At 32.8% G+C, this 21,795-nt stretch carries 22 protein-coding genes; 16 read left to right on the plus strand and 6 right to left on the minus strand.

The window, feature by feature from the left end:
• Positions 1 to 4: 4 nt before the first annotated feature.
• Complete coding sequence (locus tag AMD28_RS16360; protein ID WP_055445219.1) at positions 5 to 1,441, minus strand: sodium:solute symporter; 1,437 nt, start codon at positions 1,439 to 1,441, stop codon at positions 5 to 7.
• Positions 1,442 to 1,523: 82 nt separating this feature from the next.
• Here AMD28_RS16360 and recR point away from each other — a divergent pair, with 82 nt between their 5' ends.
• The 3 genes from recR (at position 1,524) to AMD28_RS16375 (ending at position 4,683) form a co-directional block, all read left to right on the plus strand.
• Positions 1,524 to 2,141, plus strand: coding sequence for a recombination mediator RecR (gene recR, locus AMD28_RS16365; RefSeq protein ID WP_055445220.1), 618 nt, complete (start codon positions 1,524 to 1,526; stop codon positions 2,139 to 2,141).
• A gap of 10 nt (positions 2,142 to 2,151) precedes the next feature.
• A complete protein-coding gene (locus AMD28_RS16370) occupies positions 2,152 to 3,249 on the plus strand; it encodes a glycosyltransferase family 2 protein (protein ID WP_055445221.1) in 1,098 nt (365 codons plus the stop codon).
• Positions 3,250 to 3,351: 102 nt separating this feature from the next.
• Entirely contained in the window at positions 3,352 to 4,683 is a 1,332-nt protein-coding gene (locus AMD28_RS16375; RefSeq protein WP_055445222.1) for a dihydrolipoamide acetyltransferase family protein, read from the plus strand.
• A 106-nt stretch (positions 4,684 to 4,789) separates the two neighbouring features.
• Here the strand turns inward: AMD28_RS16375 and AMD28_RS16380 are convergent, their stop codons facing one another.
• Together AMD28_RS16380 and AMD28_RS16385 are read right to left on the minus strand one after the other, a co-directional pair.
• The gene (locus tag AMD28_RS16380) at positions 4,790 to 5,425 is read right to left on the minus strand and encodes a glutaredoxin domain-containing protein (RefSeq protein WP_055445223.1); all 636 of its coding nucleotides are present in this window, start codon (positions 5,423 to 5,425) and stop codon (positions 4,790 to 4,792) included.
• The gene (locus AMD28_RS16385; RefSeq protein WP_055445224.1) at positions 5,425 to 6,048 is read right to left on the minus strand and encodes a glutaredoxin family protein; all 624 of its coding nucleotides are present in this window, start codon (positions 6,046 to 6,048) and stop codon (positions 5,425 to 5,427) included. The genes AMD28_RS16380 and AMD28_RS16385 overlap by 1 nt, the downstream gene beginning before the upstream one ends.
• Positions 6,049 to 6,117: 69 nt before the next feature.
• Here AMD28_RS16385 and AMD28_RS16390 point away from each other — a divergent pair, with 69 nt between their 5' ends.
• The 8 genes from AMD28_RS16390 (at position 6,118) to ftsY (ending at position 11,202) form a co-directional block, all read left to right on the plus strand.
• Positions 6,118 to 6,894 (plus strand): 3'-5' exonuclease, encoded by a 777-nt coding sequence (locus AMD28_RS16390; RefSeq protein ID WP_055445225.1) that lies wholly within the window; start codon positions 6,118 to 6,120, stop codon positions 6,892 to 6,894.
• 137 nt (positions 6,895 to 7,031) lie between these two features.
• Positions 7,032 to 7,643, plus strand: coding sequence for a fumarylacetoacetate hydrolase family protein (locus AMD28_RS16395; RefSeq protein WP_055445226.1), 612 nt, complete (start codon positions 7,032 to 7,034; stop codon positions 7,641 to 7,643).
• Positions 7,644 to 7,985: a hypothetical protein gene (locus AMD28_RS16400; protein WP_055445227.1), complete on the plus strand. Its 342-nt coding sequence runs from the start codon at positions 7,644 to 7,646 to the stop codon at positions 7,983 to 7,985.
• Positions 7,985 to 9,238, plus strand: a complete 1,254-nt coding sequence (locus AMD28_RS16405) for a competence/damage-inducible protein A (protein ID WP_055445228.1) — start codon at positions 7,985 to 7,987, stop codon at positions 9,236 to 9,238. The genes AMD28_RS16400 and AMD28_RS16405 overlap by 1 nt, the downstream gene beginning before the upstream one ends.
• Before the next feature lie 75 nt (positions 9,239 to 9,313).
• A complete protein-coding gene (gene rpmB / locus AMD28_RS16410; RefSeq protein WP_055445229.1) occupies positions 9,314 to 9,550 on the plus strand; it encodes a 50S ribosomal protein L28 in 237 nt (78 codons plus the stop codon).
• 25 nt (positions 9,551 to 9,575) lie between these two features.
• Positions 9,576 to 9,758 (plus strand): 50S ribosomal protein L33, encoded by a 183-nt coding sequence (gene rpmG, locus AMD28_RS16415; RefSeq protein ID WP_055445230.1) that lies wholly within the window; start codon positions 9,576 to 9,578, stop codon positions 9,756 to 9,758.
• A 32-nt stretch (positions 9,759 to 9,790) separates the two neighbouring features.
• Positions 9,791 to 9,943 (plus strand): DUF4295 domain-containing protein, encoded by a 153-nt coding sequence (locus AMD28_RS18435; RefSeq protein ID WP_083478355.1) that lies wholly within the window; start codon positions 9,791 to 9,793, stop codon positions 9,941 to 9,943.
• A 284-nt stretch (positions 9,944 to 10,227) separates the two neighbouring features.
• Positions 10,228 to 11,202, plus strand: a complete 975-nt coding sequence (gene ftsY, locus AMD28_RS16420; RefSeq protein WP_055445231.1) for a signal recognition particle-docking protein FtsY — start codon at positions 10,228 to 10,230, stop codon at positions 11,200 to 11,202.
• A 69-nt stretch (positions 11,203 to 11,271) separates the two neighbouring features.
• Here the strand turns inward: ftsY and AMD28_RS16425 are convergent, their stop codons facing one another.
• On the minus strand, positions 11,272 to 12,237 hold the full coding sequence (locus AMD28_RS16425; RefSeq protein WP_055445232.1) for a fibronectin type III domain-containing protein: 966 nt from the start codon (positions 12,235 to 12,237) through the stop codon (positions 11,272 to 11,274).
• Between the two features lie 75 nt (positions 12,238 to 12,312).
• Positions 12,313 to 13,389 (minus strand): serine hydrolase domain-containing protein, encoded by a 1,077-nt coding sequence (locus tag AMD28_RS16430; RefSeq protein ID WP_055445233.1) that lies wholly within the window; start codon positions 13,387 to 13,389, stop codon positions 12,313 to 12,315.
• Between the two features lie 121 nt (positions 13,390 to 13,510).
• Between AMD28_RS16430 and rimO the strand changes: the two genes are divergently transcribed.
• Entirely contained in the window at positions 13,511 to 14,812 is a 1,302-nt protein-coding gene (gene rimO, locus AMD28_RS16435) for a 30S ribosomal protein S12 methylthiotransferase RimO (protein WP_055445234.1), read from the plus strand.
• 172 nt (positions 14,813 to 14,984) lie between these two features.
• On the opposite strand, the gene AMD28_RS16440 is transcribed toward rimO, so the two are convergent.
• On the minus strand, positions 14,985 to 15,740 hold the full coding sequence (locus AMD28_RS16440) for an SGNH/GDSL hydrolase family protein (RefSeq protein WP_055445235.1): 756 nt from the start codon (positions 15,738 to 15,740) through the stop codon (positions 14,985 to 14,987).
• Positions 15,741 to 15,890: 150 nt separating this feature from the next.
• Here AMD28_RS16440 and bshC point away from each other — a divergent pair, with 150 nt between their 5' ends.
• The 4 genes from bshC to AMD28_RS16455 all read left to right on the plus strand — a co-directional run bounded on the left by bshC (position 15,891) and on the right by AMD28_RS16455 (position 21,794).
• On the plus strand, positions 15,891 to 17,492 hold the full coding sequence (gene bshC / locus AMD28_RS16445) for a bacillithiol biosynthesis cysteine-adding enzyme BshC (protein ID WP_055445236.1): 1,602 nt from the start codon (positions 15,891 to 15,893) through the stop codon (positions 17,490 to 17,492).
• A 219-nt stretch (positions 17,493 to 17,711) separates the two neighbouring features.
• Positions 17,712 to 19,247, plus strand: coding sequence for a glutamine-hydrolyzing GMP synthase (gene guaA / locus AMD28_RS16450; RefSeq protein ID WP_055445237.1), 1,536 nt, complete (start codon positions 17,712 to 17,714; stop codon positions 19,245 to 19,247).
• A gap of 616 nt (positions 19,248 to 19,863) precedes the next feature.
• Positions 19,864 to 20,532 (plus strand): muramidase family protein, encoded by a 669-nt coding sequence (locus AMD28_RS18960; RefSeq protein WP_241492535.1) that lies wholly within the window; start codon positions 19,864 to 19,866, stop codon positions 20,530 to 20,532.
• The gene (locus tag AMD28_RS16455) at positions 20,505 to 21,794 is read left to right on the plus strand and encodes a type 1 periplasmic-binding domain-containing protein (protein ID WP_241492536.1); all 1,290 of its coding nucleotides are present in this window, start codon (positions 20,505 to 20,507) and stop codon (positions 21,792 to 21,794) included. Before AMD28_RS18960 ends, AMD28_RS16455 begins: the two co-directional genes overlap by 28 nt.
• Position 21,795 lies beyond the last annotated feature (1 nt).

Here is a 21,795-nt window from a genome sequence, read left to right on the forward strand (position 1 = left end):
GGAGTTATTTTTTCTTAATAAGAAATAATCCTAGAAAGGTTAAGAATCCATTTAAAATTAGAATAAAGAAACCAAATTCAAAGCCAAACCATTTTAAACTATTCACACTTATTATATAAGATAGGATAGGAGAAAGTATGGCAATAATTGGTACCAGTTTATCTTTCACTTGCCATTTGGTAAATAGGCCAAAAGCATACAATCCTAAAAGAGGACCATAGGTGTAACCCGCAAAAACAAAGAGTTTAGCAATAACACTTGCATCTTTAATAATATACTTAAAAGAAACAATTACAAGTATTAAAACCAAAGAGATTAGTATGTGGATGCGCTTTCTTATTTGTACCTGTTTCTCCGGGCTATGTTTCTTTTCAATGTCTAAAATATCAATACTAAAAGAAGTCGTTAAAGAGGTTAAAGCAGAATCTGCACTACTATATGCTGCAGCAATTAATCCTAATAAGAAAAACGCAAAAACACCAATGCCTAAGTGGTTTTTAGCTAATAAAGGAAATAAATCGTCTTTATGTGCATCAATACCATTCTGTTGTGCGTAAACCGTTAATAATAATCCTAAGCTTAAAAAGATAAAGTTTACAACCGTTAAAACAATAGTAAACCAAAACATGTTTTTTTGTGCATCTTTCAGTGTCTTACAAGTTAGGTTTTTTTGCATCATGTCTTGATCTAAGCCAGTCATTACAATGGCTATAAATGCTCCAGAAATAAATTGTTTCCAAAAGTAGTTTCCAGATTTAAAATCGTCAAAAAAGAAAGTTTTACTCAAATCACTATCTAGTACAAAGCTTAGTGCGTTGCTTCCGTTTAAATCTAATGCATCACTAACAAAATAGATAGCAACACCAACAGCAACAAGCATAAATAAGGTTTGTAATGTATCTGTCCAAACAATCGTTTTTATTCCAGATTTAAAGGTGTACAGCCAAATTAGAAGTACCGTAATGGTAACGGTTTGCCAGAATTCTATGCCTAATTCATCAAACAAAATGATTTGTAAAACGTTAGCAACTAGAAATAATCTAAAACTTGCACCAATAACTCTAGAGATTATAAAAAAGGAAGCTCCTGTTTTATACGAATAATTACCAAAGCGTTCCTCTAAATAAGTGTAAATAGAAGTTAGATTCAATTTATAATATAAAGGAAGTAAAACAGTACCAATTACAGCGTAGCCAACAATGTATCCTAAAACGACTTGCATGTAGCTAAATTGTGAAGCTTCAATCCAACCAGGAACCGAAATAAAGGTTACTCCAGAAAGCGAAGCGCCAATCATACCAAAAGCAACTACATACCACGGAGACTGTTTGTTTCCTTTAAAAAAAGCATCGTTTCCAGATTTTTTTCCAGTTAAATATGAGATTAAAATAAGTACGCCAAAATAGGCTGCAATGAGTAAAATAATTTGTGTAGCTGACATGAAATTTATTTAAAGTAGGCAAAATACAAATTACTTTAACAGATACTCAAACAAGTTGATAATAAATATTAAATTCGCAACCATGGAATTTTCTTCAAAATTATTAGAAAGCGCAGTAAACGAAATGTCACAATTACCAGGAATTGGTAAACGTACGGCATTGCGTTTGGTTTTGCATTTGTTAAGACAGCCAGAGGAGCAAACTCTAAAGCTGTCTAACGCATTAGAAAATATGCGTTCTAATATTAAATTTTGTAAATCTTGTAATAATATTAGTGATGTAGATTTGTGCGAAATATGCGCAAATCCGCATAGAAATAAAGAATTAATTTGTGTTGTAGAAGATGTTAAAGACGTTATGGCAATAGAAAACACAAGTTCTTTTAGAGGTTTGTATCATGTGTTAGGTGGAAAAATTTCGCCAATGGATGGTGTTGGCCCTCATGATTTAAACGTGACTTCGTTAGTAGAAAAAGTGAAATTAGGAGAAGTAAAAGAACTTATTTTTGCATTAAGTTCTACAATGGAAGGAGATACCACTAACTTTTATATCTTTAAACAAATTCAAGATTATAATATAGTAACCTCTACCATTGCTCGCGGGATTTCGGTAGGAGATGAACTAGAATATGCAGATGAAATCACACTTGGAAGAAGTATTATTAATAGAATTCCGTTTGAAGCTTCTTTAAAATCTTAACTTTTCGTATTTGAAATTATCTATAATCATATTAAATTATAATGTACGCTATTTTTTAGACCTATGTCTTCAAAGTGTACAAGCGGCTATATCAGATATAGATGCCGAAATCATTGTAGTAGATAATAATTCGCCAGATGATAGTTGTGAAATGGTTAAGCAAAACCATCCACAAGTAAAACTTATAGAGCATAAAACGAACTCCGGTTTTTCTACTGGAAATAATATTGGAGTAGCACAAGCAAAAGGGGAATATATCTGTATATTAAATCCAGATACTGTTGTTGCAGAAGATACTTTTACTAAAATTCTGTGCTTTGCAGAAAAACAAGAAAAGCTTGGTGCAATTGCCTGCCGATTAATAGATGGAAGTGGAAACTTTCTTCCGGAGAGTAAGCGTAATGTTCCTGTGGTGAAAGTTGCTTTTCAAAAAATGATAGGAAATTCAAAAAACTATTACTCTAATCATTTAAAAGAAGACGAAGTAGGTAAAATAGATATTCTTGTTGGTGCATTTATGTTTATGAAACGTAGTGTTTACAACGAGGTAAAAGGTTTTGATCAAGACTATTTTATGTATGGTGAAGATGTAGATTTATCATATAAAATATTAAAAGCAGGATTTCAAAATTATTACTTTGGAGAAACAACTGTTATACATTATAAAGGAGAGAGTACTTTAAAGGATGCAGAATATGCCAAGCGTTTTTATGGCGCTATGCAGATTTTTTACATCAAACATTTTAAAAGTAACTTGTTCTTTGACGCATTAGTATGGTTTGGTATTGAGTTTGCAATTCGATTTAGAAAAGCACCAACTATAGAATCAAAAGTAGTAAATAATTATGCTGTTTTTGCTTGTGATTTAAATCCGAAAATAGCTTCAAAGCTACCATTTAAAGCATATCAAATAAAAGATGTGAAAAAAGTAAAACCAAATGCAGAGGTTATTTTTGATGCAAATACCATTAGTTATAAAGAGATTATTGACCATATTGTTTATTTGCAAAAAAATAACACACATACTTTTAAAATTATTCCAAAAAACTCTAATTTTATCATTGGGAGTAATGACTCGCAAAACCGAGGAGAAATTCTTCATTTTTAATAAAAAGACACTTTGTAAAATTTTAATGAATATTGAAAGAAATCATTCATTTTTTATTAATTTTGCAAAACAAAAATAAAAACTAAGGCTTACATTATAGATATGGCAAGATTTGAACTAAAATTACCTAAAATGGGAGAGAGTGTTGCAGAAGCAACAATTACCTCATGGTTAAAACAAGTTGGTGAAACTATTGAAGAAGATGAAGCGATTTTAGAAATTGCTACAGATAAAGTAGATAGCGAAGTACCAAGTGAAGTAGATGGTGTTTTAGTCGAAATACTATTTAATGTAGATGATGTTGTTCAAGTTGGACAAACTATTGCTATCATAGAAACCGAAGCAAGTGCATCTACAGCTGCTTCTGCACCAAAAGTAGAGGCTGTAAAACAAGAAGCTCCAGTGCAAGCTGCTGCTGAGGTTGCAAAAACGGTTGTTGCAGCACAAGAAACAACAGCTCCAGTAATTTCTAGTGGAGAGCGTTTTTATTCGCCTCTTGTTAAAAATATAGCAAAGAAAGAAGGGATAGCGCAAGCAGAATTAGATACACTTCCGGGTACAGGAAAAGAAGGACGTGTTACTAAAAATGATATTCTAGCATACTTACAAAATAGAGGTGCACAACAAACAAACGCAGCTGCTCCAACACAATCTAATGGTGTTGCTCCAGCGGTTAATAATACAGTAAAACCAAAAGCGCAAGCTGTTCCTGCAATAGTTAGTGGTGAAGATGAGATCATAGAAATGACTAGAATGGGCAAGATAATTGCGCATCATATGGTAGAGTCTGTGCAAAAAAGTGCGCACGTACAAAGTTTTATTGAAGCAGATGTTACTAAAATCTGGAATTGGAGAAAGAAAGTAAAAGCAGATTTCATGAAACGTGAAGGTGAAAATTTAACCTTTACACCAATTTTTATGGAAGCGATTGCAAAAGCACTTCGTGAATTTCCAATGTTAAATATCTCTTTACAAGGGGATACTATTATCAAAAAGAAAAATATTAATCTTGGTATGGCAGCAGCTTTACCAGATGGTAATTTAATAGTGCCTGTAATTAAAAATGCAGATCAGTTGAACCTGGTTGGTATGACAAAACAGGTAAATAGCTTGGCTAAGAAAGCTCGTGAAAACAAGTTGAAACCAGACGATATTCAAGGAGGAACTTACACAGTAACAAATGTTGGTACTTTTGGTAGTATCATGGGAACTCCAATTATTAATCAGCCACAAGTAGGGATTCTTGCTTTAGGAGCAATACGTAAAATGCCAGCAGTTATAGAAACTCCAGAAGGAGATTTTATTGGTATACGTTACAAAATGATTATGTCGCACTCTTATGACCATAGAGTTGTAAATGGTGCACTTGGCGGACAGTTTGTTTTAGCAGTAAAAAATTATCTAGAAGCTTGGGATTCTAATCGCGAGATATAAAAATTCCTGCGAAGGCAGGAATCTCAGGAATAAATATAAATGAGTATATTAAAACAAAAAGCACCATTTTATAATGGTGCTTTTTTTATGATGTAATGAATTTAGATTATTTGTAATGTTCCTGAAGTGTTTTAATTAATTGTTTTTGCGTCTTAATATTGGTGTATAGCGAATCTTCAATTTTTAAAATTGGCGCTTGTATTTTAGATTTTATATTATTCGCTTTAAATTCTTTAAGTAAGCTTACCAAATATGTAGAATCTTGATCTATATTAAATTCTTTGTAGTTTATTTTATTATTTGCTAGAACGTCTTTGGTTTGGTTACATAGTAAGCAATTGTCTTTAGTAAATAAATCCACCGTTTTAGATTTTAAAGATGCATCCATTTTATAATTTATACCTGCATCGTCCTTTTGCATGGCTAAGTCAAAACGAACTTCATTTACAACCAAAGTATATTTGTAGTTCGATTCTGTGTTTGCAAGTTTAACAAGCGTTATCATTCTAACCTTAGAGTTGGCAGGAATATTTTTTATAATAGGTCTTGCGCTGCTTCGTCTGTAGCCAGTAGCATCTACTTTTAAGAAGATGTCATAAGCAATATTGTTGCTGTTCACAGCAAAAAGCTCTACCCGTTTACCAGTAACTTTTTCTTCTATACTAACAAATTCGTGCTTGTTTTGTGCAATTGTACCTAAGGATAAAAGGAGTGTGAAAACACAGAGTAATGTAAATCTCATTAAAAGTGATTTTTTAATGCTTTAATTAATTTGTCTCTGCTTTCTAATCGGTTATAAATAGAATCTTCAATTTCTATTATAGGGACAAGCGACGTTTTATCGTTTTTTCGATTTAAAAGCTCTTGCTGTATTTTTTGATAGTACTCTTTGTCTTCGTCAATATTATATATGGTATGTACAATGTTATTGTCGCTAAAGAGCTTGATGGTATTATCGCATAAATCACAATAATCTTTCACAAAAACAGTAACTGGTTTGTTTTTTTTGTTTTCGTCAAAAGTAAAGGCGATAGGATTTGCTGCTTTCTCTTTATCATGACCAATTTCATTGACTATCATACCAAAAGTAACGTTAGAGTCCTCAGAGATTCTAATTAACGAAGTCATTTTTACTTCCGATTTAGCAGGAACCGTTTTTGTAACCATACTTTCTGCGGATTTTCTAAATCCAACAGCATTAATTTTTATAAAAACCTCATAATCGGTATTGCTTGAGTTAACCGCGTAAACATCTACTTGTTTTCCTTTTTCCTTTTTTTCAATAGAAATATGTGCATGGTTATTTTGAGCAAAACTGAATGCAGACACTAAAAAAAGTAGAAAATAAAATGTGGTTTTTTTCATTATTAGTTATAAATTTAAAAATTAGATAAATATAATAAAAAGTATATTTGCAGAAACCATTCCAAACTAATGAATTTAAATTTAATAAAGCCAATTTGTTTTTTCGACTTAGAAACAACAGGAATTAATATATCAAAAGACCGAATAGTAGAGATTTCTATTTTAAAAGTTTTCCCCAACGGAAAGCAGGAAAGTAACACCTGGAAAGTCAATCCGGAAATGCATATTCCAGAAGAAGTAACCTTAATTCATGGTATTTCAGATGAAGATGTAGCAGATAAACCAACCTTTGCAGAACTAGCAAAAGAGATAAATAATGTTATTAAAGATTCCGATTTAGGAGGATTTAATTCCAACCGTTTTGATATTCCACTTTTAGCAGAAGAAATGCTTCGTGCAGATATCGATTTTGATATGAAAAATAGATCTTCTGTAGATGTACAAACTATTTTTCATAAAATGGAACAACGTACGCTAGTTGCTGCATATAAGTTTTATTGCGATAAAGATTTAACCGATGCGCATAGTGCAGAAGCAGATACCAATGCAACTTTTGAAGTTTTAAAAGCACAAATTGAAAAATACGAAGAACTAGAAAATGACACCAAGTTTCTTGCAGAATTTAGTTCTCGTAAAAAGTTTGCAGATTTTGCCGGATTTATAGCTTTTAATAAAGAAGGTGAAGAATGTTTCTCTTTCGGTAAACATAAAAACAAACGCGTATTAGATGTATTAAATACAGAGCCAGGTTATTTTGGTTGGTTGTTAAATGCAGATTTTCCATTGTACACTAAAAAAGTACTTACTGCAATTAAATTAAGAGCGTTTAATAATAAGTTAGATTAAAACAACCAAGAACCAAAAGTCAAAAAACTAGAATAAAGATGAAATAGTTGTCTTGTCTCTAGAGGTAAAAGGTCTTTGTTCTATAGTTTAAAATAATAAGATTTTCGCTTTCGCGGAAATGAAAATTAAGATTTTCAATGAAAATAATCTGCATAGGAAGAAATTACACAGACCACATTAAAGAACTGGAAAATGAAAAACCAACAGATCCTGTGGTGTTTTTAAAACCAGACACTGCTATTTTGTTAAAAAAGCAACCGTTTTTTATTCCTGATTTTTCAAATGATGTACATTATGAAGTAGAGGTTCTAGTGAAAATCAATAAAGTAGGTAAGCACATTCAAAAAAAATTCGCACATAAATATTACGACCAAATAGGTCTAGGAATAGACTTTACAGCACGTGATTTACAAAGCCAATTAAAAGAAAAAGGCTTGCCTTGGGAGAAAGCAAAATCTTTTGACGGAGCAGCAGTAATAGGAGATTGGTTAGATAAAACACAGTTTCAGGATGTGGATAATTTAAATTTTTCACTTCAAAAAAATGGAAGCTTAGTACAGCAAGGGAATACAAGCCTTATGCTTTGGAAAATTGATGAAATTATAGAATATGTGTCAAAATATTTTACTTTAAAGATTGGAGATATTATATTTACGGGAACTCCAGCCGGAGTTGGCAAGGTAAATGCAAATGATAAACTAGTAGGAAGTATAGAAAACACGCAAATGTTTTCAATAACAGTAAAATAAATGGAACAACATTACAAATTATTTCGAGTTCGCGAATTAGCCGAAGGAGATGAAGAATTTATTAATATACTAGCACAAACTTTTTTAGAAGAAGTTCCTGCAGATGCACAAACTTTAAAAGAGTCTGTAGAAAATAACAATCATCTAGCAACGTATCAAACGGCGCATAAGATGAAACCGACTATAGATATGTTTGAGTTGGGAGTTCTAGAAGACTTAATAGAAGTGCAAGATTGGGGGAAACATGAAAAAGTAGGAGTAGACATACTCCCGAAACTACAAATTGTACTTGCAGCTGTAAAGCAAGCTTCAGACGAGATTCGTTCCGATTTTAATTTATAATGCAAGCAGAAATAATAACCATAGGAGACGAAATTCTTATTGGTCAAATAATAGATTCCAATTCTGCATTTATTGCACAGCAATTAAATAAAATTGGCGTATCTGTTTATCAAATAACTTCCGTTCAAGACGATAAAGAACATATTTTAAAGTCCCTACGCGAAGCAGAAGAAAATGCCGATATCATTATTATTACAGGAGGGCTAGGTCCAACAAAAGATGATATTACTAAAAAAACGATTGCAACGTACTTTCAAGATACGCTGGTACAAGATGCAGCGGTTTTAAAAAACATTGAAACGATTTGGGAAAAATATATAAAACAGCCACTTACCCAAGTTAATATAGATCAAGCATTAGTACCTAGTAAAGCAACCGCTTTAATGAATACCGTTGGTAGTGCACCGGGAATGTGGTTAGAAAAGGGAAATAAAACCTTTGTCTCGCTTCCAGGAGTTCCTTTTGAAATGGAATCATTAATAGATAATGAAGTAATTCCAAGACTTCAAAAAAAATATAAATGCCCATTTATTCTCCACAAAACATTACTGACTTACGGTTTAGGAGAAAGTAGTTTAGCCGAAAGAATTGAAGTTTGGGAAGACAATTTGCCAAAACATATTAAATTAGCATACTTACCTAATTTAGGAAAAGTACGTTTGCGTCTTTCTGCAAAAGGAGATAATAAAGAAGAAATTATACAAGAAGTGGATGAACAAATTCGTTTATTACTTCCGCAAATACAAGAATATTTTACGGGTTTTGAAGACCAAGAAGAAACTTTAGAGGCATTAATTGCGAAAATATTAAGCGAAAATAAAAAAACTTTAGCAACTGCCGAAAGTTGTACCGGAGGAAAAATAGCAGAACGAATAACAGCAATGTCTGGAGCATCAGCTTATTTTAAAGGTAGTGTGGTAAGTTATGCAACAGAAATAAAAATAGAGGTGTTAAAAGTGCCAGAAGCACTTATTGAAAAACATACTGTAGTAAGTGCAGAAGTTGCAGAAGCTATGGCAATGAATGTGTTACAATTATTTAAAACAGATTATGCAATTGCAACAACAGGAAATGCAGGTCCAACAAAATCAGAAAGTGAAGAAGAAATAGGAACCGTTTTTATCGCAATTGCGACAAAAAACACTGTTTATTCTGAAAAATTTAGCTTTGGAAAACCTCGAATTAAGGTAATAAATAAGGCCGTAAATAAGGCTTTTGAAATGCTTCAAAAAGAAATTTTAAAAAATAGATAAAAATAAGATTGGGGAAACGTAAAGAATTTGTATATTTGCACCTCGTTTTGAAATAACAATAATACATTTAGAACAATGTCAAGAGTTTGTGAACTTACAGGAAAGAAGGCAATGGTTGGAAACAACGTGTCTCACGCAATGAATAGAACTAAACGCACATTTGATGCAAATTTAATCAAAAAACGTTTTTTTATTCCAGAGGAAGATAAGTGGATTACATTAAAGATATCTACATCAGCATTAAAAACTATTAATAAAATAGGTATATCTGCTGCATTAAAAGAAGCAAGAACCAAAGGTTTTATAAAATAATAGCCGCATTTAAAAGCTTAAGAAAATGGCAAGAAAAGGTAACAGAGTACAAGTAATATTAGAGTGCACAGAGCACAAAGCAACTGGTTTACCAGGAACTTCTCGTTATATTACGACTAAGAACAAAAAGAACACTCCAGATAGAATGGAAATTAAAAAATTCAATTCTACCTTAAAGAAAATGACTGTTCACAAAGAAATTAAATAATATTCTTTTATAGAATACTAAAACTATACGTCATGGCAAAGAAATCCGTAGCATCATTACAAACAGGATCTAAAAGATTAACAAAAGCAATAAAAATGGTTAAGTCTCCAAAAACAGGAGCTTACATGTTTGTTGAGTCTGTAATGTCACCAGAATTAGTAAGCGACTTTTTAGCAAAAAAATAAGTTTACTTTTAAAAAAGATATTTTAAAGCTGCTTTCTTAAAGAAAGCGGCTTTTGTTTTATATTTACATTTCATATTAATGACAATATTGCAGTAATATAAAAAAGGCTCGACTATTGTTATTACATTTTGGCGTTACCTAAAGGTCAGGCTTTCCGCTATATCTTTTTGCAGAAAAAGCAAAAAGGTTAAGACTATTGAAGAATAGTCGAACGGCTGCAATCCTTAACGCAGAAATACGTGAAGTAACCGCTTCACCACTAAATAACAAACAACTAAAAAAGAATGAGTTTTTTTAAAAAAATATTTTCTTCCGATAAAAAAGAAACACTAGACAAAGGTTTAGAGAAATCTAGTACTAACTTTTTAGGTAAATTAAGTAAAGCTGTAGCAGGAAAATCTAAAGTAGATGACGCTGTTTTAGATAATTTAGAAGAAGTACTTGTATCTAGCGATGTTGGTGTAAATACAACCTTAAAGGTGATTACACGAATAGAAGAACGGGTAGCCAAAGATAAATACTTAGGTACCGACGAGCTTAATAAAATACTACGCGAAGAAATCGCAGCATTATTAAGTGAAACCAATACCGGTGAAGAAACAGAATACACCATTCCGCAATTACCAAAACAAGCAGATGGTAGTAAGACGCCTTACGTACTTATGGTGGTTGGTGTAAATGGAGTGGGAAAAACAACAACTATTGGTAAATTAGCTTATCAATTTAAAAAGCAAGGGCTCAATGTAGTTCTTGGTGCAGCAGATACTTTTAGAGCAGCAGCAATAGATCAATTACAAGTTTGGGCAGATCGTGTTGATGTGCCAATGATACGTCAAGAAATGGGAAGTGATCCAGCTTCTGTGGCTTTTGATGCTTTAGAATCTGGAGTAAAACAAAATGCAGATGTTATTATTATTGATACTGCAGGACGTTTGCACAACAAGATAAACTTAATGAACGAGCTTACTAAAGTAAAACGTGTCATGCAAAAGGTAGTAGGAGATGCGCCACATGATGTGCTTTTAGTTTTAGATGGTTCTACAGGGCAAAATGCTTTTGAGCAAGCAAAACAGTTTACAGCCGCTACAGAGGTGACTAGTTTAGCAGTAACTAAATTAGATGGTACAGCAAAAGGAGGAGTGGTTATAGGTATTAGTGATCAATTTCAAATTCCAGTAAAATATATCGGAGTAGGAGAAGGTATTGAAGATCTTCAAGTGTTTAATAAATTCGAATTTGTAGATTCTTTCTTCAAATAAAAAAAAATACACGCATAAAAAAAGCCTTAAGAAATTTCTTAAGGCTTTTTTTATTCTTATAATATATCATTATGGTCCAGTAACGGTTATTGGTCCAACCCAATCACTAAAACCATCAGGTCCGCAATTAGATCTTAGGTAAAAGTCGTAAACAACACCAATGGATGTATGATTATTTAATTGAACCGGATTGAAACTAATATCTATATTTCCTGCCGAGTCAAAAGAACTACCAGCTTCTACCTTTCGTAGTTGCCATGAAGTTTCGTTGTTTAATGTTTCCCAAGTAAAGACTAAATAGTCGTCATTTCCAACAGTACCTATTTGATTCAGAGAAAAATTAACAGGATCTAAACAGTTTTCATTTAAAGGAGCATCTGCTGTGCTATAGGTAAGCGGACCAGTCCAAGTACTATATCCATTTTGATCACAGCTATTACGTACGTAGAAATCGTATGCAGTCTCTGCATTTAATCCGTCTATTCTTTTGTATTCTGGGTAACTGTCTGTAATCGTTTCTGTAGTACCGTTACCAAAAGTAAACCCTTGCGTTCCATATTGTATTTGTGCTCCACCATATTCGCTATTAGACCAAGTTAAATCAATATACTCATGTGTTACAGAGTCTGGGTATAAGCCTGCCGCTAGATTGGTAGGTGCGTCACAATAAGGGTTGTCCTCTAGAGTTACAAAAGAAAAAGGTCCAGCCCAATTGCTATACCCATTCGTTTCATTACAAAATACTCTTGCATAGAATGCATATTGGGTTTGCGCTTGTAGGTTAGTGATGTCTTTATAGGTTTCAGGAACAGTTAAAGTAGTTCCATTACCAAGGCTAAATCCTAAAACACCATATTGTACTTGGTATAAAGAAGAATTTACATTAGAATTCCAAGAAAGGGATGCTGTTGTGTTTGTTAAATTAGAAACATTCAAGCCTCCTGGTGTTGGACAGCTATTGGAGTCTCCAGAATCATCACTGCCACAACCTAATATAAATAATGAGATTGTAAATAATAAAATAATTTTTTTCATAAAATGGGTATAAGATTTTTCAGACGCTAATATAGAGATTGCATCTAGATAAAAAAAATGGAAGATTTATGTGTGTTAATTCGTTAGTGCATGTATCTTTTCCCAAAGATCATTATCAAAAGTAGAAAGGGCAAAATTAGAATTGTCGGCAGCTTCTCCCATTCTAATAACCACTAGTTTTTTACTTGGTACCACATATATTTTTTGATCATTTTTTCCTAAAGCAGCATACATGTCGTTAGGCGCATTCGGAATTAAAGAACCAGGAAACGTAACTTGCGTTGCAGGTAAATGGTAAGAGGATTTTCCGTTTAGCCACCATAAATATCCGTAAGATTCGTTTATGCTTTGCGAAGTATTTGTAGCTTGGTTAAGATAATCTGCAGATACAATTTGCGTGTTTTCCCATTTTCCGTTAGCCGAAATTAACAAACCAAAACGAGCCATGCTTCTGGTGGTACTCCAATACACACTTAAATCACCTAAAGGAATCCAACTTCCAGACATGCCAATTCTATCTTTTAATTTGGAGTTAAAATAACTAGACCATGTTAGGTTGCTCGCTTGTGCAACTACTTCTTGCATTTTTACATACACATTATGGTACGCCCATCTTTGTCCAGAATCGGCAATATATTGTAGGCTTTCTGGAGCAACATTATCGCCTAAACTATCATCTAAGCCAGAGTTCATAGATAATAGGTTTTTGCAAGTAATTAGATTTTCTTTATCTAAAGGAGCACTTGTCCAGCCAGTTCCTAAATAATTGGATACTTTATCATTTATATTGAGTAATCCTTCGTCTTGAGCAATTCCTGTAAGTGTAGATGTTAGCGTTTTTCCTGCGCTAGCCCAATACCAAGCAGCTGTCGATGTGTGGCTATTCATATACTGTTCTACAACTATTCTTCCGTTGTAAAGCATGATAAAACCTTTGGTGTTTTTTTCTTCTAAAAAATCGAATAGAGGTTGTAAGTGATTTTCATTCCAATCCATTTCAGTAATAGAAATGGTTTCCCAAGTATTGGAAGTAATAGGAGGAAAGTATGTTGCAGTGTTATTATTGCTATTCCCTTCTATCACTTCATCCGAAGTTGCACAACTAAAAAGTATACCTATTGCAAATAATAATACGCATGCATTAGTTTTCATTGTGTTGGTTTTAATTTAAGACTGTTAAATATATAAAAGGTTTAATTAAGGTTGTATCTTTGCAACCTGAAATTTAGAAGAAGTATAATTAACGAAATTCCCTTTTTTTTGGGATAGGTATATGAGAACAAAGACGCTTAAAAAGAATAAAATCAACGTAGTAACTTTAGGATGCAGTAAAAATGTATACGATAGTGAAGTGTTAATGGGACAATTAAAAGCCAACGGAAAAGAGGTTGTTCATGAAGGGGAAGGTAACGTAGTGGTTATTAATACTTGTGGTTTTATTAATAATGCAAAGGAAGAAAGCGTGAATACGATTCTAGATTTTATGCAGAAAAAGGAAGCTGGAGAAGTAGATAAAGTATTTGTCACTGGTTGTCTTAGTGAAAGATATAAGCCTGACTTACAAAAAGAAATTCCTAATGTAGATGAATATTTTGGGACTACAGAATTACCACAATTATTAAAAGCTTTAGGAGCAGATTATAAACACGAGTTAATTGGAGAACGTTTAACGACAACACCAAAAAATTATGCATATTTAAAAATTGCCGAAGGTTGTGATAGACCTTGTAGTTTTTGTGCTATTCCTTTAATGCGTGGAAAACATAGAAGTACACCTATTGAAGAAATTGTTATTGAAGCTGAAAAATTAGCAGCAAAAGGCGTTAAAGAACTTATTCTTATTGCGCAAGATTTAACCTATTATGGTTTAGATTTATACAAGAAAAGAAACTTAGCAGAACTTCTAGAAGCTTTAGTGAAAGTGGATGGCGTAGAGTGGATTCGTCTGCATTATGCATTTCCAACAGGATTTCCATTAGATGTTTTAGATGTTATGAATCGCGAACCTAAAGTTTGTAACTATTTAGATATACCATTACAGCATATTTCAGATAATATTCTTAAAAGCATGCGTCGTGGTACTACCAAAGAAAAAACGACCAAGCTTATTGGGCAATTTCGTGAAGCAGTTCCAAACATGACCATTAGAACAACGCTAATTGTTGGTTATCCAGGAGAGACAGAAGAAAATTTTCAAGAATTAAAACAATGGGTTCAAGACATGCGTTTTGAGCGTTTAGGTTGTTTTACCTATAGTCATGAAGAAAACACACACGCTTTTAATTTAGAAGATGATGTGCCAGAAGAAGTGAAAATCGATAGAGCAAATCAGATTATGGAAATGCAATCGCAAATCTCTTGGGAGTTGAATCAACAAAAAATTGATCAAGTTCTTAAAGTGGTTATCGATAGAAAAGAAGGAAACTATTTTGTGGGTAGAACCGAATTTGATTCTCCAGATGTAGATAATGAAGTGCGTATTGATGCTACTAAAACCTATTTAAAAACAGGAGAATTTGCAACCGTAAAAATTATAGAAGCAGAAGATTTTGATCTTTATGGTGAGGTCATTTAATTAAAAGATATTCTTTAAAAAAGGCAAGCTATTAGCTTGCTTTTTTTTTGCTTTAAACTTTTATAAATTGGTTATATGGGATGCTATGTAAAAAATGGAAAGGATCTGTTTTAATAGGAATCAACAAGGTTGAAACGTTTCTTTTTTATTGCAATATTTGTGTTAGAAATCGTTATTTTTCTAGATTCTCAAGTATAGCTTCAAAGTATCTATCTGCAATTTCTTTTGCTCCTAATTCGTTGTAATGTAAGCTGTCTGCCATATAGGCATCGGTCCAATGGCTAGACATATCTACAAGAATAACTTTAGAAGAATCATTAGTTTGCTCCAAAGCAACTGTGGCAAGATTTTCAATAAAAGAATTATAAACGATTGTGCTTGCTGGTGTCATCACATTAGATTTTCCGGGAGCAATTCGTTCTAAAAATATAGTGATATTCGCATTGCTATTTTGTAAGACATCAATGATTTGGTTAATATTTTCGATTACTTGCTCTACAGGAATCTCTCTAATTAAATCATTTCCTCCAATACCCAACAACACAACATCTGGAGTTCCTAAGGCTTCAATAACATCGGGAATATTTTCTAAAACATCTTTGCTTTCAAACCCGCCAATGCCTTCATGATCTGGATCAAAAGACTTTCCTAATAATAAAGGATACGTAGTATGATCGTTTTGTGTACCTACATAATCAATATTCCATTGGTTAGAAACTAGGTTTTTCCATAAATCATATCGGTAACTTACAGAGTTGCTAGCAACACCTTCTACTCTAGAATCTCCTAATGGCATAATGGTAATGGTGTTAGTATTAACATTATTTTGTATAAAAGTATTAGATTTTTCTTCATTTTTGTGACAGTCTTGAAAAACGAAGAATGTCGCTAAAAGAAGAAACGGGAAAAGAATAACTGTTTTTTTCATTAAAAATATTTTAAGGACTAATAGTTTTAAGAGACTAAAGATAAGTTATTTCCTTTTTATTATGATTTATTAGGTTTAAAAGTGAAAATAAAATATCTAAAAATTAAAGAATAAAACACTGTATCTTTACCTAAAATATTGAATTTTACTATGCCAACAGAATGTATTGCTTTTAAAAAAACCAACTATTTTTCATCTTTAATCTGTGATTATTTAGAGGAAAATAAGGAACTACAACCTTTTTATAATAATTTTCCGAAGCTGGAGAATTTTAAAAAGCAAATAGAAGAGAAAACAGCATTTGTAAAACCGGAGTCTAGAATTATTTTGTCGGAAGCCCTAAAAGCGCAATATCAAAATACTGAAGCTTCGTCATTAACCCTTCAAAATATTGAAGCTTTAAAACTAGAAAATACCTTCACCATTACCACAGGGCATCAATTAAACTTATTTACAGGACCTTTGTATTTCTTGTTTAAAATTGTTTCTGTTATCAACTTAGCGAATCAATTAAAACAAGCATATCCAGAAAGTAATTTTGTGCCAATCTATTGGATGGCAACCGAAGATCACGATTTTGAAGAAATTAATTATTTCAACTTTAAAGGAAAAAAAGTACAGTGGAACAGAAATGCATCAGGAGCCGTTGGAGAACTTTCTACTGAAGGATTAGATAAAGTATTCGACGTTTTTACAAAGGAACTTGGTTCCGGACAAAACGCAGATACATTAAGGAACTTATTTCAATCGGCATATCTAAAACATGATAACCTTGCAGACGCAACACTTTACTTAGCAAATGCTTTATTTGCCGAATACGGTTTGGTAATTGTAGAAGCAAATACTAAAAGTTTGAAAGAATTATTTGTTCCTTATATAGAAGAGGAGCTCTTAAATCAGACTTCTTTTAAAACGGTATCGGAAACCAATAAACGACTAGAAGCATTATCCAGTGTTAGTAAAATTCAGGTAAATCCGAGAGAAATAAATTTATTCTACTTAAACGAAAACCTAAGAGAGCGAATCGTTTTTGAAGACGAAACGTATAAAGTACTTAACACAAATATTACTTGGAGCAAGAGCGAGATATTAAAAGAAGTCTCAGACTTCCCGCAACGCTTTAGTCCGAATGTAATCATGCGACCTTTATACCAAGAAGTAATTCTACCAAACCTTTGCTATACAGGAGGCGGAGGAGAACTTGCATATTGGTTACAGTTAAAAGATTATTTTGAAGCTGTAAAAGTGCCTTTTCCAATGTTATTGCTAAGAAACTCAGCTTTAATAAAAACAGAAAAACAAGCAGATAAATTACGTAGGCTAAACATCTCTAACGAAGATCTCTTTTTAAAGCGAGACGCCTTTATCAATAAAAAAGTAAGACAGATTTCTAATATTGATATTGATTTTTCTGAACAGTTAAAACAACTACAGCAGCAATTTAAAGACTTATACAGCTTAGCTGAACAAACAGATAAATCTTTTATTGGCGCAGTTGCAGCACAAGAAAAAAAGCAAATTAACGGATTGCAACAATTGGAGAAACGTTTGCTTACCGCACAAAAACGCAAACTAAAAGATCAAGTGGAACGTATGACAGAACTTCAAAACGAACTGTTTCCTAATGCTATTTTGCAAGAACGTAATACCAATTTTTCGGAATTGTATTTAGAATTCGGAGAGCAATTAGTTCCAAAATTAATAGCAGAACTAAAACCGTTACAAGGAGATTTTACAATTATAACGCTGTAGTGTTCAGTAGGCAGTCTTCAGTCTTCAGTATTCAGTGTTCTGTCTTCAGTGTTCAGTATGCGGTCTTCAGTCTTCAGTATGCGGTCTTCAGTATTCATGATTCCTGTCTCCATTTTTCAATTGCAGTCCTTCCATTTTCCAAAAACAAAAAAGTTTAAAATTCTCTTAAAAAAGTTTACGTATCGTTCCCGATTAAAAAATCAATTCCTATTTTTGCGCATGCAACACAACAAGGTACTTATATTAGATTTTGGATCGCAATACACACAACTAATTGCGCGTAGAGTTAGAGAGCTTAACATCTTATCCGAAATACATCCATTCAACAAAATTCCGGCAAATATAGAAGATTACAAAGCAGTAATCCTTTCTGGTAGTCCAAACTCGGTACGAGGAGAAGACGTATTACACCCAGATTTATCTAAAATTAGAGGGCACAAACCTTTATTAACCGTTTGTTACGGAGCACAATACTTAGCCCATTTTTCTGGTGGTGAAGTAGCACCTTCTAACACTAGAGAATACGGTAGAGCCAACTTGAGTTTTGTAAAAGAAGACGAAGCCTTTTTTAGCCAAATCTCTAAAGGAAGTCAAGTATGGATGAGTCATAGTGATACCATTAAAACACTACCAACAAATGGTGTGCTTTTAGCAAGTACACATGACGTAGAAAATGCGGCCTACAAAATTGAAGGCGAAAAAACATACGCAATTCAATTCCACCCAGAAGTATATCATTCTACAGACGGAAAACAATTACTAGAAAATTTCTTAGTTCATATTGCAGGTTTAGACCAAGATTGGACACCAGATTCTTTTGTAGAAGAAAGCGTTCAAGCACTAAAAGACAAATTAAAAAACGATAAAGTCGTACTCGGTTTATCCGGAGGCGTAGATTCTTCTGTAGCCGCAATGTTACTACACAAGGCTATTGGTGAAAACCTATATTGCATCTTTGTAAACAATGGTTTACTTCGTAAAAACGAATACGAAAGTGTATTAGAACAATACAGCGGCATGGGCTTAAATGTAAAAGGAGTAGATGCTTCGGCACGCTTTTTGGATGCACTTGCAGGATTGAGCGACCCAGAATTAAAGCGTAAAGCAATTGGTCGTGTGTTCATTGAAGTTTTTGATGACGAAGCACATCAAATAGAAGACGTAAAATGGCTAGCCCAAGGGACCATTTATCCAGATGTTATAGAAAGTGTTTCTGCAACAGGCGGACCAAGTGCAACTATAAAAAGTCATCATAATGTAGGTGGTTTACCAGACTTTATGAAGCTTAAAATTGTAGAGCCTCTTAAAGCATTATTTAAAGACGAAGTGCGTCGCGTTGGTGCATCTATGGATATGGACAAAGCCTTATTAGGTCGTCATCCATTTCCTGGGCCTGGACTTGCAATCCGTATTTTAGGAGATATTACTCCAGAAAAAGTGCGTATTTTACAAGAAGTAGACGCCGTATTTATAGATAATCTAAGAAAATGGAATCTATACGATAGCGTATGGCAAGCAGGAGCAATCCTACTTCCAGTAAATAGCGTTGGTGTTATGGGAGATGAGCGTACATACGAAAAATGTGTGGCATTAAGAGCAGTAGAAAGTACCGATGGTATGACCGCAGATTGGGTAAATCTACCATACGAATTTTTACAAAAAACCTCTAACGAGATAATAAATAAAGTAAAAGGCGTTAATAGAGTAGTGTACGACATTAGCAGCAAGCCGCCAGCAACCATTGAGTGGGAATAACAAATTCCTTTGAAAAAAGGAATCTCAGTATCGAGAGGTAGTTTAGCAAACCAAAGATTTATTCTAGGTTGGGCGTTACTTTTTGCGCATACCTACAAGGTTTTTTAACCTTGCAGGATCACAAAAAGTCAGGCTTTACGTTGCAATCTTTTTTAAGAAAAATAAAAAAGGATTTACACTACAATCCTTAACGCGGGAATACATGAAAGGTAAGTAGTTAGATGTAAAAAAGGGAATGTTAAATAATATAGTAGCTAATCATTTACATTATGGATAATAAAATCAATTTAGTTGGATTTGCAGCAATCATGTTACTATCATTCGGAATTACGTATCTTAATTTGGAGGATCTAAGCTTGGAAGAAAATTACAAAGCGTATATTCAAATAGGTTTAGGGATTATTTTACTCCTAACAATTTATATAAAGAAGAGGAATGCGAGTTAAAGCATATACAATATTATAATTTTTGGTAGCATTACCTGCTTTTTACGCATTTTCATTCGATGTAGGAATGCCCTATAGTCAAAGTCATAAGAAGGAAAAAGAAATAAATAACTTAAGCAAAACGTTATTATAAAGTGCTCTCCAAAGAGAAAAAGAAAACAAATTTTTAAATGAAGAATTTAATATACATATTCAGTTTCGTTTTATTATTCAGTTGTGCAACAACAATACAAGCGCAAAACTATAAAACACATAAAGTAAGATCTGGAGAAACCATTGAAGGCATTGCAAAACAATACCATGTTACTCCGTATGATATATATGCATTAAATCCGGATGCCAAAAAAGAATTAAAGAATAATGCGGTTCTAATTATTCCAAATTCTAAAATAGCAACACCACAAACGACTACTACAACGGTAAAAGAGTTTGTGAACTTTAAAGAGCATAAGGTAAAACGTAAAGAAACCCTTTATAGTTTATCTAAAAAATATAATGTAGCCCAAGACGAAATCAAAAAACACAATCCTTCATTATACTCCGAAAATCTTCGTAAAGGCGACCGAATTAAAATTCCGGTTTACAAAACAAAAACCGTTGTAGAAACCGTAAAAACGACTAAAGATTATACGGTTTTAGCAAAAGAAGGAAAATGGCGAATTGCTTATAAATTCGGAATTACAGTAAATGAGCTAGAGGCTTTAAACCCTAATATGGGAGCGACATTGGATGTTGGACAAGTAATACAAGTGCCAATCCTAGAAACTGCAGAAGTAAAAGAAATTGACGAAAGATATTCGTACTATCTGTATTGCCAAAAGAAGGTTTTTACCGTTTAAAAATTAAATTAGGATTAGAGCAAGAAGAATTAGAAGCTTTAAATCCAGAATTAAAAGAAACAGGTTTGAAGTCAGGAATGGTTTTAAAGATTCCATTCTCAAGTAATGTAACAGGAACAGGAACCATAACTTCAAATGAAGTTACTGCAACGTCCTCTAGTTTAATTGGTCAGATTCGAAACTTCGAAACCAAAAACATTGTTATCATGTTGCCTTTTAAGTTAAACAGAGTAAATGCAGATTCTGTTTATGATGCTAAAAAGAAAATAGAAAATGATAACTTTTTAAGACCATCTTTAGATTTTCATTCTGGAGTTTTAATGGCTGTAGATTCGCTTAAAAAATTAGGAATCTCTTTAAAAGTAGATGTGTACGATACTAAAAACCAATTAAGTGAAGTTTCCCATTTACTAAGTACTACAAACATAGAAAACGCAGATGCCGTTATTGGTCCGTTAATGCCTAATAACTTTGCTCGTGTAGCTTCCGAATTGAAAAAAAATAACGTTCCTGTAATTTCTCCTAATTTAAAGGATTTAAAATCCTCAGAAAATGTATTTCAATCGATGCCTTCTTCGGCTTTATTAAAAACAAAAATGATCGATTTTGTTAAGGCAGATAGTTCTAAAAGTCATGTGATTGTAATTGCAGACGCTAAAAATGTTGCAACAAGTAATGCTATAAAAAGAGAATTTGGATCTGCATCGCAAATACATTCTAGAAAAGATAAAGAAGGAAAAGATTCGTATTATGTTTTAGAAAATGATATTATTTCAAAATTAAAACCAGGAAAAAACGTCATCTTTTTAGAAACCGAAAACTACACCTTTGTATCTAACGTGACCAGTATTTTAAACTCGTTAAATAATGAGGAACACGAAATTGTTTTAGCAACAACAGATATTAATGCTGCTTTTGAGCATGATGAAATTTCAAACTATCATTTATCGAATCTTAGTTTTCATTTTCCAACGGTTTCTAAAACCTATAACGAAGACGATAATAACGGTTTTGCAAAGCAATACAAGAATAAATATGGTGCAACACCAAACAAAACAGCAGTTAGAGGATTCGATTTAATGATGGATGTTGTTTTACGTCTTTCCGCTTCAGATAACATGTATAATTCTGTAAATGAATTTCCGTTAACGGAATACATAGAGAATAAATTCGCATATAACAAACACCTTTTCGGAGGGTATTATAATAATACCATTTACGTGGTTAAGTATGACGATTTAAAAATAGTAGAAGCCAAATAAA

This window comes from Lacinutrix himadriensis (assembly GCF_001418105.1).
In the GTDB taxonomy this organism is placed as follows: domain Bacteria; phylum Bacteroidota; class Bacteroidia; order Flavobacteriales; family Flavobacteriaceae; genus Oceanihabitans; species Oceanihabitans himadriense.